At 38.5% G+C, this 17,295-nt stretch carries 15 protein-coding genes; all 15 read right to left on the bottom strand.

Annotation, left to right across the window (positions count from 1 at the left end; genetic code table 11):
* Nucleotides 1-216: 216 nt before the first annotated feature.
* Nucleotides 217-1,383, bottom strand: a complete 1,167-nt coding sequence (ftsZ, locus tag AN161_RS12215) for a cell division protein FtsZ (protein WP_053594635.1) — start codon at nt 1,381-1,383, stop codon at nt 217-219.
* 53 nt (nt 1,384-1,436) lie between these two features.
* A complete protein-coding gene (gene ftsA / locus AN161_RS12220) occupies nt 1,437-2,720 on the bottom strand; it encodes a cell division protein FtsA (protein WP_053594636.1) in 1,284 nt (427 codons plus the stop codon).
* Between the two features lie 96 nt (nt 2,721-2,816).
* A complete protein-coding gene (locus tag AN161_RS12225) occupies nt 2,817-3,188 on the bottom strand; it encodes a small basic family protein (RefSeq protein WP_053594637.1) in 372 nt (123 codons plus the stop codon).
* Nucleotides 3,189-3,192: 4 nt separating this feature from the next.
* Nucleotides 3,193-3,912 (bottom strand): DUF881 domain-containing protein, encoded by a 720-nt coding sequence (locus AN161_RS12230; protein ID WP_053594638.1) that lies wholly within the window; start codon nt 3,910-3,912, stop codon nt 3,193-3,195.
* 113 nt (nt 3,913-4,025) lie between these two features.
* Nucleotides 4,026-4,754 (bottom strand): DUF881 domain-containing protein, encoded by a 729-nt coding sequence (locus tag AN161_RS12235; protein ID WP_053594639.1) that lies wholly within the window; start codon nt 4,752-4,754, stop codon nt 4,026-4,028.
* Entirely contained in the window at nt 4,732-5,565 is an 834-nt protein-coding gene (locus AN161_RS12240; RefSeq protein ID WP_053594640.1) for an FtsQ-type POTRA domain-containing protein, read from the bottom strand. Before AN161_RS12240 ends, AN161_RS12235 begins: the two co-directional genes overlap by 23 nt.
* 20 nt (nt 5,566-5,585) lie before the next feature.
* Nucleotides 5,586-6,665, bottom strand: a complete 1,080-nt coding sequence (gene ftsW, locus AN161_RS12245; protein WP_053594641.1) for a putative lipid II flippase FtsW — start codon at nt 6,663-6,665, stop codon at nt 5,586-5,588.
* A gap of 40 nt (nt 6,666-6,705) precedes the next feature.
* Entirely contained in the window at nt 6,706-8,055 is a 1,350-nt protein-coding gene (murD, locus tag AN161_RS12250) for a UDP-N-acetylmuramoyl-L-alanine--D-glutamate ligase (RefSeq protein WP_053594642.1), read from the bottom strand.
* Entirely contained in the window at nt 8,052-9,026 is a 975-nt protein-coding gene (gene mraY / locus AN161_RS12255; RefSeq protein ID WP_053594643.1) for a phospho-N-acetylmuramoyl-pentapeptide-transferase, read from the bottom strand. Before mraY ends, murD begins: the two co-directional genes overlap by 4 nt.
* A gap of 125 nt (nt 9,027-9,151) precedes the next feature.
* A complete protein-coding gene (locus AN161_RS12260) occupies nt 9,152-11,068 on the bottom strand; it encodes a stage V sporulation protein D (RefSeq protein ID WP_053594644.1) in 1,917 nt (638 codons plus the stop codon).
* 58 nt (nt 11,069-11,126) lie between these two features.
* Nucleotides 11,127-13,346 (bottom strand): penicillin-binding protein, encoded by a 2,220-nt coding sequence (locus AN161_RS12265; RefSeq protein WP_053594645.1) that lies wholly within the window; start codon nt 13,344-13,346, stop codon nt 11,127-11,129.
* Nucleotides 13,343-13,708 (bottom strand): cell division protein FtsL, encoded by a 366-nt coding sequence (ftsL, locus tag AN161_RS12270; RefSeq protein WP_053594646.1) that lies wholly within the window; start codon nt 13,706-13,708, stop codon nt 13,343-13,345. The genes AN161_RS12265 and ftsL overlap by 4 nt, the downstream gene beginning before the upstream one ends.
* Nucleotides 13,709-14,659 (bottom strand): 16S rRNA (cytosine(1402)-N(4))-methyltransferase RsmH, encoded by a 951-nt coding sequence (gene rsmH, locus AN161_RS12275; protein ID WP_053594647.1) that lies wholly within the window; start codon nt 14,657-14,659, stop codon nt 13,709-13,711.
* Between the two features lie 58 nt (nt 14,660-14,717).
* Entirely contained in the window at nt 14,718-15,149 is a 432-nt protein-coding gene (gene mraZ / locus AN161_RS12280) for a division/cell wall cluster transcriptional repressor MraZ (protein WP_053594648.1), read from the bottom strand.
* A 498-nt stretch (nt 15,150-15,647) separates the two neighbouring features.
* Nucleotides 15,648-17,264, bottom strand: coding sequence for a bacillithiol biosynthesis cysteine-adding enzyme BshC (gene bshC, locus AN161_RS12285; protein WP_053594649.1), 1,617 nt, complete (start codon nt 17,262-17,264; stop codon nt 15,648-15,650).
* Between the last annotated feature and the right edge of the window lie 31 nt (nt 17,265-17,295).

Here is a 17,295-nt window from a genome sequence, read left to right on the forward strand (position 1 = left end):
CCCAAGGAGTCGCCCAGTCTCCATTACAATCAACCACTTCATAGAATGTATCTTCTGGGGATGTCACTCTCTAATTTAAAGAAAACAAATATTTTCAGTGCGAAAGCGTAGCGACAGCAGCAACAACATTCATAACATAATAGATTTTTAACAACATAAAAAGCTCGTATTTCACATAATGTAAAATACGAGCTTTTTAGAAGGTTGTATACTGATTTATCCGCGATTTTTACGGTTACGTAAAAATGCTGGTACTTCAAGCATGTCATCCTGTGCATAATTTTGTTGATTTTGACGTGGTTGCTCTTGCTGTACATGCATATCTTGACGTTGCTCACGAATCGGAGCTTGCTGTTGCTGTGCAGCTTGTCTATTTGTACTATTTGTACTTAACGTCGGTCGTGTAGTATTACGCTGTTGCTGTAGAGCTTCCTCTGAGAAACCAGTCGCAATTACTGTCACAATAATTTCATCTTTTAGATTTTCGTTAATAACAGAACCGAAAATCATATTTACTTCTTCATCTGATGCTGAAGCTACGATATCTGCGGCTTCTTGTACTTCAAATAAGCTAAGATTCGAGCCACCTGTAATATTCATAAGGACACCTTTTGCGCCATCAATTGATGATTCAAGTAAAGGACTTGAAATAGCTTTCTTAGCTGCTTCAGCAGCACGGTTTTCACCTGTAGCAATACCAATACCCATTAACGCTGAACCTTTGTTAGACATAATTGTTTTTACGTCTGCAAAGTCTAAGTTAATAAGACCTGGCGTTGCAATTAAATCTGAAATACCTTGTACACCTTGACGTAAAACATTATCTGCCTCACGGAATGCCTCTAGCATTGGCGTAGATTTATCGACAATTTGTAATAGCTTGTCGTTCGGAATGACGATTAAAGTATCTACAGACTCTTTCATGCCACCAATACCACCGATGGCTTGTGTTTGTCGTTTGCGACCTTCAAACGTAAATGGACGCGTTACAACACCAACTGTAAGAGCTCCTAAATCTCGAGCAATTTGTGCAATTACTGGCGCGGCTCCAGTACCAGTTCCTCCGCCCATTCCAGCTGTAACGAATACCATGTCTGCACCACTTAGAACCTCTTCTAACTGTTCACGGCTCTCTTCTGCAGCTTTTTTCCCTACTTCAGGATTTGCACCTGCACCTAACCCACGTGTTAGTTTTGTACCAATTTGTAGCTTTATTTCTGCTTTCGATAAATTTAGTGCCTGTGCATCTGTGTTTACTGCGATAAAGTCAACACCTTGTACACCATGTTCTATCATTCGATTGACAGCGTTGTTACCGCCGCCACCGACACCAATGACTTTTATTACTGCAAGTTGATCAACACTTGTATCAAATTCTAACATTTCTTTTTCCTCCCACGGTAACTCGACTCTGTATCATTCATTACGCATTCAAGTTAATCAAAAAATTTATCAAATAATTTTTTTGCTCTCCCGATTACGCTCCCTTTTGATTCTGAAGGTGCAGCATATTCTTGCTTTTTAGGTGTGGCTGCTGGAGATCCTACAACTGAATATTCAAGAGGTTGCGCATTTGTACTTTTTCCATAAAAATCATCTTCTAAATAGGCGTAACGAATAAGTCCAACCGCCGTTGTAAATGAAGGCTCTCTAACGCCAATATAATCGGGTGTATATATTCTAACACGCGTTTGCAAAATCTGGCGTGCCAGTTGAGCTATACCCTCAAGCTTTGCAACGCCACCCGTTAAAACAACACCACCTGGTAAATCTCGAACTCCTAGACGCGCTAGCTCGTCAATGACTAACTCAAATAATTCTTCTAAGCGAGCACCAATAATTTCTGCTATAAAGCGCTGGCTGTATTGATCTGTTGAATCGGTCCCTACAACCGGTACTTCAAAGAGTTCATCATCTGATGCGTCATCATAAAAGGCATGTCCAAATTGGTGTTTAATTTGTTCCGCTTGTTCTGTTGGTGTTTTTAAGACGATCGAAATATCTTTCGTGATATGATCACCACCAACTGGAATGACACCTGTATGAGTCAACAGTCCCTCTTCGAATACTGTGATAGTAGTTGAACCGCCTCCTAAATCAACGAACGCAGTACCTTGGTTTTTTTCATCCTCCGTCAATGCAAAAAAGCCTGCCGCTAATGGTTGCAAATATATTTCACGAATACTTAGACCTGCACGTTCTACACAACGTAGAACATTGTGTAGAAGTGTCTTCGAGGTTGTAATCATTGTGGCATCCATTTCTAAACGGATACCAATCATACCTCTTGGATCTTTAATCTCATCTAAGTTATCTACAATAAATTGTCTTGGAATGATGTTAACTAATTCGCGTTCAGGAGGTATTGACATGACTTGTGCAGATTCTACCACTCTATCTAAATCGTCATCTGTAATTTCCCTATTTTCACTATTTACAGCGACAACACCTTTAACTAGCTGTAACATCGTCTGGTTAGCCGGAACACCCAAAACGACTTCATTAATTTGATATCCTGTCATTCGTTCGGCTTGTTCTATTGCTTTTCGAATCGATTGAACTGTTGCATCAATATCAACAATTGCACCTTTTCGAACTCCATTCGATTTTACATTTCCGACTCCAATTACATGTAATTGACCGTCGCTCATTTCACCTATTAATACCTTGATAGAGGATGATCCTATATCAAGAGAAATATATAAATCTTGCTGATTCAATTAGCTGCACCTCCTTGAAAAAATGCTCTTATTCTCATTCTATTGTAAATTCCGCATAATGTCTAAGCAAATCGAGTATTTTGCTCAATTTTTCTCTCATTCTAAGGAATTTTTCTTCCTCTTGAGACGTTTCTCATCTAATCGAGTTAGTAAAATACGCCTAATTATTGCTATATTTTGGAATAAACGTACTCCAAAAGCAAAAACAGCAGCTAAATACAAATCTATTCCTAAATACACACCTAAAAAGGCTAATCCTGCTGCAAGAATTATATTAAAAAAGAACCCTGATACAAATACTTTATCGTCATATACTTGCTGTAATTGAGCACGAATACCGCCAAATAATGTATCTAAGGCTGCTAAAACAGCTATTGACAGATAATTTTCATATATAGAGGGTATTTGTATATTTGTTAACAAGCCAAGGGCAAGTCCAAACATCAAACCTAAAAATGGTAACCACATAAAATTATTCTCCTTTTTCCACCTCTGTTAAATAATCATTTGTCAATGGCTGATCAAATGCTGGGATTGTTAACTGCTCAGTTGGCTCCTCTATTATTAAATTAAAGTTATCTAAATAAAAGGAATCGATAAATGTAGAGGCCTGTAACGAATTGTACATTTTTTGAGCTTCTTTAAAAGAGCTTGTCCCAATATAAATTTCAAAGGGTGGTGAGGACAGTGGTACACTGTTCACTGTAGTCTTTCCATTTATGTCTCGAATGGCTGTCGTATGGACAACCCGATTTCCATCTATGGAGACACTCGCTGCATTGTTTTTAAACAGAGCATTCAGTAATTGAGTTAGTAAATCGGGTGAAATTTCTTTAATTTCATACCCCATTTCTACTAATTCTGGCGCTGGTTCAACACGAAGTACAACTCCTGGCCCTGTGACTTCCGTTAGCCCAGCCTGTAGCTTTAAACGATTCAACGTTTCATATAATGCTGCCTGTAAATTTGCTTTCTCAGATTGCTCATAGCGACCCACTACTTCATTAAGTGAGCGAATTTCTGCTAATAATGTGGAATGCCTTTGCTTCTCTTCTGCTAATTCCTCTCTTATGGCCCAAATATCTCGTGTATCTCGCTCAGCTGGTTGCTTTATGGTATTGTATTGTACCGCTATCATCAAACCGATAATAAATAGCACGATCGTTATTCGGGTGTACATATTTTTTTTCAAAATAGCCCCTCCTAGACGTATCGTAACACCCCACAGATTACGCCTTAGATCTGAATTATGCAGACGCATGTTAAAATCTATAACTTACCTGGAGGCTATAACTAAAATATAGTTTAACTTTCTACTTTTACTTTGGGCATTGTAAGCTTTTCATCTTCTTCTAATGACACAATAATATTGTCATTTATTAATTGATCCACAACACCACCATTTAAATTTAAGGAAGCCATTAATGTTGCTGAATCTCCTACAGCCTCGATGACAAATGGAGCCGGATGTTGCTTGCCATCAATAGTAATGACTGGTCCATTACAGCGTATATAAGAATCTGCCCTAACACGTTGACCATTAATAGCAATTGCTTGAGCACCAGAAATTTTAAGCTCATTGAGCAATTTAAAAACATGGCTTTCATGCACGATATAATCATTAGGATTAGCAGATTTCGGATTGTAATCCCCATCTTGAAGGGTTATACGTATCCCTTTTCCTTCTGCATTTAAATCACCTAACAACAAGCGTAAATCCTCTGCTTCTTCAACAAGCTTTGTATAATCCTTTTCACTAGCAACAAATGATTTTTCATGCTTGCGAATTTTTTCTTGTAATGCATTCGCTTCTTCGGACAGTTCTTTATTACGTTCTTGCTGTGCAATTAACTCCTCACGATATGATTCCTCTTGCTCAAAAAGCTCTGTATCCGTCGAACTTGCATCTCGATTGTCTTTTGCCTGGTTGTAAGAATAGCCAATGATAAACCCCATAGTCACACAAACAATAAGCAACTCAAATTGTTTTCTAGAAAAGAAATTTCCTTTGCTATTCTTTTTCTTGTTGCTCATCTTTATTCACTTCCTGGATGGCCGTTTCTCCATCTGCATTTTCTGTTAAGTCAACGTTTACTTGGTTGTACTCAGCATTGAAAGATTTAAAATACGAGCCAACCTCTAAATCGATGACACCCTTTTCTGCATTCGGAATTTGTGCCACAATTGAGGGGTAATGATTTAGCTTTTCTGCTAAAGTTTGAATAACAGCACGTACTTCATAACCATCATTCATAAAGAGCTTGACCGCATTAGGATTTGTCTCATCACTGTTTGTATTAACTTGAGAAATTAAGTCTAATACTTCTGGCTTTAATTGTGCTAATTGCTTAACTAGCTTATTAATTGTCTTTTCACCAGTTATACCGATAAATACAGGTGCATCAATCGGGATGTCATCCTCAGCATGTTCAAAACGCTTGCCATTTTCAAGCAATGGATAGTAAGTACCGTCACCAGCTAAGTACGCAACTTTTTTCCATTCTTTAATTTCTATTGTCACGCCTTGAATCCAATTACGTTTAACCTGTGCTTCTTTTACCCATTTATCCTTTAGTAATAATTTCTCCACATCTTCTACTTTAAATCCCCACATTGACTTTCCAGGTGTAAGACTACTGGCCTGTAAATAATATTGTTCATCTGCTAATTGAGCGCCGTTGACTGTTATTTTGTTGATTTTACTGTAAGGAGATTGAAAATAAAGGAGTACTGCTAACACTATAAAGAAAAGTAATATTAGCACTATAAATTTCCGATTTGTACGCTTTTTTCGTCGCTTTTTTAGCGTAGGTATGCGATCTTCTATATCAATTACTTTCTCCAAAAAGTACTCCTCCTTTATATTTATTTCGCTAATTGATAAATAATACCTATTATTAGCCACATTGTTACTAAAGATGTTCCTCCATAACTAATAAAGGGCAATGTGACACCTGTTACCGGAACTAAGCCAATCACTACAGCTATATTTAGAAATGCTTGTACGGCCAACATCGTTACAAGCCCAATGATCGCGTAATAAGATGTTCTTGATTTAGCCTGTACTGCGAATTTATAGCCTGCATAGATCGTCAGTACAAAAAGCGCTAAAATAACGAGCCCACCAAGCAATCCAATCTCTTCAAGAATTATTGCGTAAATAAAGTCATTTTGTGGTTCAGGTAAATATAAAAACTTTTGCCTGCTTTGTCCAAAGCCATGCCCGAAAATCCCAGCAGGACCTATAGCCATTAACGATTGTACAGCCTGAAAGCCACTTCCTAAAGGATCGACCCACGGGTCAATAAATGCCTCAATCCGCTTTAGTCGATATGGCGCTGTGACAATCAAGCCCACTAAGCCGGCAATCCCTACAACCATAAGCATTGCATAAAGCTTTAAAGGATACCCTGCCACAAAAAACAATAAAAACACAGAAACAACGAGAATAAATACTGAACCAAAATCAGGCTGCAGCATAATAAGTACAATGGGCAATAGTAAGACCAATCCATGCCGCCAATTTACAATCGGCGTACCCGTTTTATGTTGCGCTAAAATATGACTCAGGTACACAATGACTGTAATTTTCGTTAACTCTGCTGGCTGAATTGTTAACGGACCTACCCCAATCCAACTTTGAGAACCATTTCGTACAAGTCCAATTCCTGGTATAAGTACAAGGACCAATAAAATTAACGAAAATATATAGGCCATTTTCCAAAAGGACTGCTCTTTCAAAATATTTAATCGAATGGTGATTAAAAACACTACAATGGCTACGGCAAAGTACAGACTTTGCTTCATATAAAACGGCATTTTTCCACTATAATGAATTTCACTCCAATAGGTACCTGCAGAATAGACGAAAATTATGCCGATTATTGAAAGCATCAATGTTGTGACGAGCAATAAATAGCTTTCTTTTCCTCTCAGTAATGCCATCCTTCCAAGTCAAGTATATTCTAAAATAGTTACAGGCTCATTACAGCTTCATTACAGCATCAATAAAAACGTCACCTCGTATTTCAAAGCTGTCATATTGATCCCAGCTTGCACATGCTGGAGATAATAGAATCACATCTCCTTCTGCCGACATCGGTGCCGCATAATGTACGGCATCCTCAACATTTTGAGCAATGACAGTTTGCTGTACACCACAAGACTTCGCAAATTCTACAAAGCGTAGACCTGTTTCTCCAAAGGCAACAACACCTTTTACATGGCTCATGCATGGGCGTAATTCTTCTAATGAATGTCCTCGATCTAAGCCACCTGCAAGTAAAATAACAGGTGCTTGGAATGCATCTAAAGCACTTTTTGTAGCTAAACAGTTTGTCGCTTTAGAGTCATTATAAATCTTGCGTCCGTTCCATTCGCGCACGAACTGAGTACGGTGACGAACTCCTCCAAACTTAGTTAAGACTTCTTCCATTTTGGCTTTGTCACAGCCAACTAAAATGCAAGCCGCTACAGCTGCTAAAATATTTTCTAAGTTATGCTTCCCAGGCAAGGCGATATTTGCTCGCTCTAGATATGGCTCACCTTGCCAGTAAATTGTTGTGTCATCCGCACTAATTCCTTCATCCATACGTCCCTGAGAACTAAATGGTACCTTTTTAGCATTGGATTTTGTTGCATAATCAACAACAATCGGCTGATCAGCATTATAGATAAAATAATCACTTTCATCTTGATTACGTGTAACAGCACATTTCGCCTCTGCATAATTGTCAAATGTTCCATGATAATCAAGATGCGCTTCATAAAGATTTGTTAAAATAGCGATTTTCGGCTTGAATGTTTTTATCCCCATCAATTGGAAAGAAGATAACTCCGTAACAATTACATTATCCTTCGTTGCTTCTCTTGCAACACCACATGCAACCGTCCCAATATTTCCTGCAATTAACGGTTCTGGGCTACCATTATTCAGCATGTCAAAAATTAATGTTGTCGTTGTTGTTTTACCATTTGACCCTGTAATACCAATAAACGGCGCTTCACTAATTAAATAAGCTAGCTCAATTTCTGTCCATACGGGGATTTCACGGCTTATGGCATCTGCTACTATCTTGTTGCTATAGGGGATTCCTGGATTTTTTACAACTAATTCAAAGCCCTCATCGAGTAAATCCTCAGGGTGACGCCCACAAATAACCGTAATTCCTTTTTGCAATAGGCCTTGTGCATCTGGGCTTTCGTCAAATGGTTTTGAATCATTGACCGTCACAAAGGCGCCAAGCTCATGTAAAATCTCAGCTGCAGCCACACCACTTTTAGCTAAACCTAAAACAAGGACTTTTTTATGTTGTAAATCTGTATAGTTTCTCATATGAACGCCTCCGATAAGACTGCAATCAATGCTACTGCTAAAGCAGTTGACCAAAAGACAAGTACTACCTTCCATTCTGACCAACCTGATAATTCAAAATGATGATGAATAGGACTCATTTTAAAAATACGTTTTTTACGAAGTTTAAAGCTACCTACCTGTAAAATAACGGATAATGTTTCAATAACAAACACCAGTCCAATTAATAACAATAAAAATTCTGTTTTTACTAAAACAGATACCATCGCTAAAGCTCCACCTAATGCTAACGAACCCGTATCTCCCATAAATACCTTTGCAGGATTCGCATTAAAAAGTAAAAATCCTAATAATGCACCTGTCACCGCAAATGTAAATAAGGCGATATCAGCTTGATCTTGGAATAGAGCTATAACACCAAATGCTGCAAAGGCAATGGATGCAGTACCTGCCACAAGCCCATCTAATCCATCTGTTAAATTCACTGCATTTGAGAAGCCAACTAACCAGAAAATTAAAAAGGCAACATAGAAAATACCAAGATCGATCGTCCAATCTGTAAATGGTATAGCAAGTGTTGTATCAAACGATCCTACATGTAGTAAGAAATAGGCCAAGATCGCAATGACAATTTGACCAATCAGCTTTTGAAGGGATGTTAGTCCTAAATTACGTTTAAAAACAACCTTTAAGCTATCATCTAATAAGCCGATTAACCCAAACCCTACTAATACTAATAACAGTACGACGGTTTGTGTTGTAAACAAATCTAAAAAGCTACCTACACCAACCGTAGTAAGGATAATGGCAATTAAGAAAATAATGCCGCCCATTGTTGGTGTACCAGCCTTTTTCATATGCGATTTTGGTCCTTCTTCACGAATGCTCTGACCAAACTTTAGTCGGCGAAGAAGTGGAATACTAATTGGTGCCAGGATAACTGTTACTATAAAAGCAAGAGCTAAAATGGTAAGCGTTGTTGCGAGTTTCATTGAAAAATCTCCTTTAAATCTTGTTTCACTTTCTTCTTCAAGAAAAAAGCACAAACTTTCATTTATTTATTACTACCCTTCATAATAATAGTGGTTCTTTCCCATTTTTTAAAGGTAAAGTTATATTAGTTCTCTAAATATAAATGAATGGTGCCATCTTGTTTGATAACACTATCCACTTCAGGCAGCTGATTGCCAATTTTAGTCCCTTCTCCATGCCATTCAATACGGAATGGATAATGTTGCTTGGCAATATCGTCCTTCGTTTGACCAATAAAACTTGGTACCTTCACAGTGATTGGGTCACCCCAACGATAATCCTTTTCAAGCTGTTCCTTCGATTTTTCAATGCCAACAAAAGGTGCTACATCTTCTATAATTTGACCAACGATTGGAGCAGCTACTACACCGCCAAACTGCGTTGTCTTTTTCGGATTATCTACTGCAACATAAACGACAATTTGCGGATTATCCGCAGGTGCGAAGCCAATAAACGATACGATATATTCGCCACTTTTATAACGACCATCCTCTACCTTTTGCGCTGTACCGGTTTTGCCACCAATACGTAATCCATCTCGGTAGGCTTGTCGTCCTGATCCCTTCGCTACAACAGATTCCAATGCACCTCGAACCTTCGCTGACGTCTCCTCACGAATAACCTGATTTTTAACTTCCGGTTTAGTCTCTTCTATAACTTCCCCAGTGTTCGGATTAAAAACCTTCTTCACAACATATGGCGTATAAAGCTTGCCTCCATTTACGGCTGCAGCTACTGCTTGCACTTGTTGAATGGGTGTAACGGATACCCCCTGGCCAAATGAAGTTGTTGCCTGCTCAACAGGCCCAAAGGCTTCCTTTGAAAATAAAATCCCTGAAGATTCGCCGGCGATGTTAGACCCTGTTTTTTGTCCAAAACCAAAATCTTTAACATATTGTAGTAGTCTTTCATTTCCTAGTCGCTGACCTAATTCAATAAAACCTGGGTTACAAGAGTTCTCTACAACTTCTAGGAAGGTCTCATGTCCATGACCGTCACGCTTCCAACAGCGCAATCTAGCTCCTGCAACCATCGAATAGCCTGGATCATAAAAAGTATCCTTCTCTAAATCTACTAAATTTTCTTCTAGTGCTGCACTGAGCGTTATAATTTTGAACGTTGACCCCGGTTCATATGTCATCCAAACCGGTAAATTCCGATTGTAGATAACAGGTTCAACCATTTGGTATTCTGCTGGATGAAAGGTAGGATATGAGGCTAATGCTAAAATCTCGCCATTGTTTGGATTCATGGCAATCGCCATTGCTTGGTCAGCTTCATAACGCTCCATTGCCTGTGACAATTCACGCTCGACGACCTGTTGTACATCTACATCTATCGTTAGCTCGATCGTTGCGCCATCTTCACCGGACTTCCAAGCGCTCGCTACATTCTGCAAATTATTCCCTTTCGCATCTGTAAAGAGCCGTATTGCCGAAGAATTAGCCTGTAGCAGCTTTTCGTATTCATATTCAATTCCTGCTAAACCTTGTGTATCATAGCCTGTGAAACCTAAAAAACGGGATAGCAGAGTACCATATGGATAATCCCTTGAATAATCGACGCCACTATATAATCCGTCAATCTGCATCCCCTGTAATTCCACTGCTTTTTCATAGGGAATATTTTTCCCTTCAGGTGCCAGCTTTACTAAGTATTCTTTTTTCTTCATTTTTTCCAGAAGCTTTTGTTCATCTACCCCCAGAACTTGGGCAATTTTTGCTGCTGCTCCTTCAATGTCCTTACTTTGAGAAGGCATAAAATATAAAGTTGGCGCAAGCTTATTTGTGACAATATTTTTTCCATCACGGTCTGTAATATGCCCTCGCTCATTGGCAAATGGAATTTCTCGGTCCCAATTCTCTTCGGCTTTCTTTGTCAATTCTTTTTGATCCAGTACCTGCAAGAAAAAAATTCTAATGACAATGGCAGCTGCTACAAACATAAACAATACATATAAAATTCTCAATCGCTTTTTGGAATGGATAGAAATCCACTTCATTCGACATCACACCTTGTTTTTTACAACGTATGAAATAAAGTGGACTTCTATTCAGTGTCTATTCATTATCTATCTGTTCAATTTCATCCTCGGATGGTGCTTCAACATCTTTATTAAAGCTTTCAGAAGGAGTTTTCAACTTCACGACAATCGGTGAACTATCTGAAATTACGGTACCTGCCGATACGCTCTGACTAGCTACAAAGCCCTCTCCAACGACTTCAATTTCTAAATTTGCCATTGACTTAAAGACTAGTACATTACGCAATGACCAATCGGTGAAGTTTGGTAGTGTTACATCACCTTCTGTCTTTAAAAACACAATATTACCATTTACAAGTTTTTGAGGACCTTTTGGATACTGGTCAATAATTTTACCACCACCACCTACAATAACTGGCTGTAGGCCATCATTTGCAAGCTCTACTTGAATAGCCTCAGCACTTTGACCTGTGTAATCTTGTATTGTTGCGTTGTCAACGTGCTGTACATCTTCAGGATTAACGTTTAAGTACTTTAAACTATTTAACATTACTGGGTTAAATACTTTTGAAACTGGTACAGAACCGAGTTCACCCTTTAACTTTGGCCTTTTTACTGAGACATACATAATGAGCTGAGGGTTATCTACAGGGGCCATCCCTAAGAAAGAATAAAGGAATTCATTTGATCCCCATGAATATCTACCATTTCCTAGTGGGATTTGGGCAGTACCTGTTTTCCCTGCAACTTCATATTCATCAAGGATAAAGTCCTCTGCCGTACCATACTCGGCCGTTAAAGTAGAGGCAAGTATTTCTTTTACTTGCTTCGCTGTGTCAGCTGAAATTGGTTGTCCTTTTTCAACCGGCTCATGATTTTGAATAGTTTTTTCTGTCGAGGAATCAACAATTCGATCAATAACGTAAGGTTGCATCATTTTTCCATCATTCGCAATCGCCGTCATCGCTTGAATTAACTGAATCGGTGTTACTGTAGAACCTTGACCGAACGTTGTTGTCACTCGTTCTACTGGATATTTCGATAAAAGTGTACCCGACGCTTCATTCGGTAAATCAATGCCTGTTTTCTTACCAAATCCAAATCGATCTAAATAATCAAAAAATACATCGTTACCAATTTTCTTTAAAAGGTGAGCCATTGAAGTATTGGATGAACGTTGGAAGCCTTCTAAATAAGGAATCATACCCCAACCAATCCCATTATTATGGTCTCTAATAGGCTCGCCAAAAACCCGGTATGTTCCTGACGGATATCTTTCATTTGGATCCCAAACCCCAGTATCAATAGCTGAAGCGAGCGTGAACGTTTTCATCGTCGAGCCTGGTTCTATGGTCTCTTCAATAGCCTCGTTCAGCCACTTCATATTGTCGCCTTCACGTGTATCAGGATTAAACGTAGGTCGCTGTGACATCGCTAGAATTTTCCCTGTTTTCGGATCTGCTACAACAGCTGTCATCGATTCAGAGTTGTATTCCTGTTCCACCTGTGTCATTGCTTCCTCTAAAAAGCTTTGTATCGTTTTATCAAGTGTTAAATAAATATCTTCACCATTCTTCGCAGGTGTTATCATTTTCTCACTATTTGGCAATAGATAGCTGAAGGCATCTGTTTCGTATTCAACCTTACCGTCTTTTCCAGTTAGCTCTTTGTTGTAGGTGTATTCAAGGCCCATTTTACCTTTAGTCGTGAACGTTCCATCTTTATTTTCCTCTTTTAATGCGAAGCCAACTAAGTGCGAGGCAAAAATACCATTTGGATAATAACGTTTCAAATCATTTACAAATAAAACCCCTGGTAATTTCTCCGCTTTGATTTTACTCATAGTCTCATGACTTATTCCACGGCCCGCACTTCCAAATTCAACTTGATAAGGCTTTTCGCCATCATTATTTAACCTAGTAAGCTGTTTATAGATTTTTTCTTCGTCCATAGGAATATTATCTGCTAATATTTTTGCAGTTTTTTCTGCATCTACAACATGTCGAGGTTTTTTTGCATCCGTCGTGGCCTTGTCATTAACGATTGCGATTAATCGATAACTAAGTGTGTCCTCAGCAATGACTTGACCATTTGTATCATAAATTTTCCCACGATTTGCCGTTATTGCACTTTCCTTACTATATTTCGCAGCTGCCCTAGCCGCAAGCTCTTGTCCTTCCACTTCACCTGTTGCCTGTAACGTAACCATTCTTGTGAACAATAGAAAAAAGAGCCCTCCATAAAAAATTAATAATAGAAAGGCTCCCCATTGGAATCGAAATCTCTTTTTTTTCATTCTCCCGGCACTACCTTTACATTTTTCTCATTTTGAGTTAAACCGAGTTCTTTAGCTTTTTTCCATATGTTTTCGTATGTAGAAAGTTCACTTACACGAACTGTCAAGTCAACATTCTGTTTGGTAATCTCTTCTGCTTCAGCTTCGATTTTTTGAATGTCCATGCTTGTCGTTTGAATTGCTGCTTGCTTATTTAAAACTAGCACTGATAATACAGCAATAATGCCAACGAGAACAATTAGCATTGTCTTTTCAAACTTCTGGTTCGTTTTTTTACGACGTATGATAGTGGGTTGTGGACTAGGAGGTGTTATTGGTTGTTGCACTTGTTGTTGGTGCTGCCTTACACGAACTGCTGCCATTTACTCACGCCCTTTGTCGTTAATTTTCTCTACCACTCTAAGCTTTGCTGAACGAGAACGATTGTTTACAGCTAATTCTTCATCAGTAGGAACGATCGGCTTTCTCGTGATAAGCTTTAAAGTTGGCTTCATGTAATCAGGAATTACTGGTAAATTTGGTGGTAATTCCGGTAATGATGACGCTTCCTTAAAAATAGTCTTGCATAGGCGGTCCTCCAATGAATGGAACGTAATGACACTAATGCGTCCACCTACGTTTATCATATCAATCGCATCGACTAATGAATCCTCTGCCGCGCCTAGCTCATCGTTAACAGCAATTCGTATTGCTTGGAATATGCGCTTCGCAGGATGTCCACCTTTACGGCGAGCCGCTGCTGGGATACCCTCTTTAATAAGCTCTACAAGTTGACCGGTTGTTTCAATCGGCGCCACCTTACGTGCCTCTTCGATTTTACGAGCAACTTGCTTTGAAAATTTTTCCTCTCCATAACGGAAAAATATACGCACTAAATCTCCATATGCCCATTCATTCACAACGTGAAATGCCGTAAGTGTTGCCGTTTGATCCATGCGCATATCTAGAGGCGCATCATGGTGATAACTAAAGCCTCTTTCTGGTGTATCTAGCTGTGGGGAAGAAACACCTAAATCATATAAAATACCATCAACTTGCTCGATACCAATAGCTAATAACTCTTCTTTTAAATAGCGGAAATTTGAATGGACAAATGTCACGCGCTCAATATATGGCGCCAATCGAATTTTCGCATTGTTAATAGCAGTCATATCTTGATCAAAGCAAATCAAACGGCCTTTTTCAGATAATTGTTGTACTAAATATTCACTGTGTCCTGCCCCACCTAACGTACAGTCCACATACACACCATCAGGATCGATGTTCAACCCATCAACTGTTTCTTTTAATAGCACGGTTGTATGATCGAACATACACTCGCTCCCTTCAGGCCTTAACTTCATACAGCTGACACTTAAGTGTCTAAAAAAGTTAAAAATCAAAGCCAATCATATTTTCTGCAATTTCATTAAAGGATTGTTCAGACTCACTAAAGTAAGCCTCCCAAGCATCTTTCGCCCATATTTCAATCCGATTCGAAACCCCTAACACTACACATTCTTTCGCAAGATGTGCATGCTGCATTAGAGTTGAAGGAATATTAATGCGCCCCTGCTTGTCTATCTCTACTTCCGTTGCCCCAGAAAAGAAAAACCTTGCAAATGCACGTGTATCTTTTTTGGTCATCGGTAAGCCCTTTAATTTTTCTTCGAGTTTTCGCCATTCATCCATAGGATAGCCAAATAAACAATTATCAAGTCCGCGTGTCACAACAAACGTTTCACCTAAGGCTTCACGAAATTTTGCGGGCACGATTAATCGTCCTTTCGCATCAACAGAGTGTTGATATTCTCCCATGAACATGCTATTCACCCCACTTTATTAAATAATGTACCACATCCCACCACTTTCCTCCACTTTTTTTAAAAAAAACTTGACATTTTAACACTGAATGTGCGATTTGACCTTTAACAAATTATTGGTTCTATGCTAAATGACACAAAAAAAGAGCTACCCTTAGTAGGATAACTCTCTATTTACTATTTATATTGACAATGTTCATCAAAATAACATTGTATCAAACTGTTACTTAGGCATTAAGTTACAATCATTGGAAATTATTGGGCATATTGATTAACCATTATTATCCATCATAATTAGAAGGCTCTGATTTCCGCTACAGGGACCTCGCTTTCCCGCAGGAAGCTTTGCTCTGCGACGAAAGCGAAGCGACAGGAGCACTCGAGTAGCCCTACGCTACAATCAGTTAAAATGGGAACACATTAGCAAAATAGCAACAAAAAAAATCCTTTTATCACTCAATAATAAACCTATATTTCCCTAATCAACAAGCATTGAAAATTATAAATAAATTAAATAGTGGTGATTGCTAATGCTATAATTTTGTTTCAACATTTCAGTAATTAACATAGGTCCAAACTCATTAAAATATTGATAAGGATTATAAGTTCTTTCCTGGAATCCTTCATTTGGATATAGCTCATTTTGAAGCGTCATAAATTTTCGGATAGTCGTTTCATGCTTGTTAAGTACAGTTTGTTCAACCTTTTGCTGTAAATACTCAAATTGCTTTAGATGATTCTCTTTATTTTTCACAAGTATTTTATCTAGTAATAGATGTTGCTCTTCTAAATAAGTTTGAAGTGCAGCATACTTTTCTAAAAGCTCTTGTTGCATCGTCTGAATTTGACGCTTCACTTCAGTATCTTGTACTTCAGCAATAAACTGTTCCTTAAGCTGTAACGCTTTCCCATCCCAAACATCAGCAACATTTAAATGATGTTCACGTAATAGTTGTTCTACATGACGTGTGACAATCGTGATATGAAGACGTGGAGCAAAAATTGGCATCTGTAAACCTAACACAGAGAATGCATCTTTCAACGTTGCCCAGTACGCAAGCTCTCCCGGTCCACCAACAAACGCTAGCACGGGTAATGTCATTTCTTGCATTAACGGACGCGTCACAACGTTATTACTTAACTGTTCAGGATGTTTTTCAGCAATTTCTAAAAACTCTTCATGAGATAGCTTGATATTTGCAGCTAGATTGACAAATTGTTGGTTTTTTCTTTCTAAAAGATGACGCTCCCCATCTACTACATAGAATAGATTGGCCGCTTCGTTTGTTGCCAAAATAGGTTTACCATAACCTGCACGTTCAAGCTCTGCTTCCCTCTCCGTTACTACTTTTGCAATTTCTTCATTAGAATGAATGATACGGGTAAAACTTTCGCTCTCATATTGACGGAATTTAAAGTCAGCTGCATCAATCATCAATAAACCTTCATCTTTAAATAATTGGTTCATAAGTCGAGCAAAGAAGTCCGTAAATGTTTCACTCTTATTAAGAGTATCCACTAGCTGTTTAATAAGCATTTCAGTGAATTCTGTTTCACCAATATCCTTCACAATTGTATTCATTAAATGCGTCATTGATTCTTTGTTTAAACTTGTTACAGAAGCCATCGTTTTACGTCTTGAACGTTCACTGTAAGCACGTTTTTTTATATCCGCACCATGTACTGTATACGTATGGTTAATTTCCTCTAAATCATGATCCTCTCCAGCTATCCAAAAAACAGGAACAACCGGTCTCTGAAGCTTTACACTTTGCTCTTTCGCTAATGCAATGACTGAAATCGCCTTATGCACCGAGTAAAGAGGGCCTGTTAAGATACCCGCTTGTTGCCCCCCGACAACCGTAACAGCTCCTTGCTCTAGTTGCTGTAAATGTTCATTCGCTTTCTTCGATATACCAAGTGGCTCCATAAATTGGCGGATGATGGCTGTTAATTCCTTTTGATCATGCGCATGCTGTTCTAAATATTGCGCCCGTTTTTCAAAAGATGTATCGTTATATTCATATTCAAAAAACTCATGGATGGCAGTATTTGACGACCAATAATCTGCTAGCAAACGATTTTTTATGGGTACTTGGATTGACTCCAGTTTCATTTAACACAAACTCCTCTACTCACTAAATCAT

The organism is Lysinibacillus sp. FJAT-14222, from assembly GCF_001278875.1.
Taxonomy (GTDB): Bacteria; Bacillota; Bacilli; order Bacillales_A; family Planococcaceae; genus Lysinibacillus; species Lysinibacillus agricola.

Excerpts from the sequence above, each read along its gene's own strand:
- ftsZ (WP_053594635.1), bottom strand. The coding sequence starts at position 1,383 with ATGTTAGAATTTGATACAAGTGTTGATCAACTTGCAGTAATAAAAGTC.
- AN161_RS12225 (WP_053594637.1), bottom strand. The coding sequence starts at position 3,188 with ATGTGGTTACCATTTTTAGGTTTGATGTTTGGACTTGCCCTTGGCTTG.
- AN161_RS12235 (WP_053594639.1), bottom strand. The coding sequence starts at position 4,754 with ATGAGCAACAAGAAAAAGAATAGCAAAGGAAATTTCTTTTCTAGAAAA.
- ftsW (WP_053594641.1), bottom strand. The coding sequence starts at position 6,665 with ATGGCATTACTGAGAGGAAAAGAAAGCTATTTATTGCTCGTCACAACA.
- murD (WP_053594642.1), bottom strand. The coding sequence starts at position 8,055 with ATGAGAAACTATACAGATTTACAACATAAAAAAGTCCTTGTTTTAGGT.
- mraY (WP_053594643.1), bottom strand. The coding sequence starts at position 9,026 with ATGAAACTCGCAACAACGCTTACCATTTTAGCTCTTGCTTTTATAGTA.
- AN161_RS12260 (WP_053594644.1), bottom strand. The coding sequence starts at position 11,068 with ATGAAGTGGATTTCTATCCATTCCAAAAAGCGATTGAGAATTTTATAT.
- AN161_RS12265 (WP_053594645.1), bottom strand. The coding sequence starts at position 13,346 with ATGAAAAAAAAGAGATTTCGATTCCAATGGGGAGCCTTTCTATTATTA.
- ftsL (WP_053594646.1), bottom strand. The coding sequence starts at position 13,708 with ATGGCAGCAGTTCGTGTAAGGCAGCACCAACAACAAGTGCAACAACCA.
- rsmH (WP_053594647.1), bottom strand. The coding sequence starts at position 14,659 with ATGTTCGATCATACAACCGTGCTATTAAAAGAAACAGTTGATGGGTTG.
- mraZ (WP_053594648.1), bottom strand. The coding sequence starts at position 15,149 with ATGTTCATGGGAGAATATCAACACTCTGTTGATGCGAAAGGACGATTA.
- bshC (WP_053594649.1), bottom strand. The coding sequence starts at position 17,264 with ATGAAACTGGAGTCAATCCAAGTACCCATAAAAAATCGTTTGCTAGCA.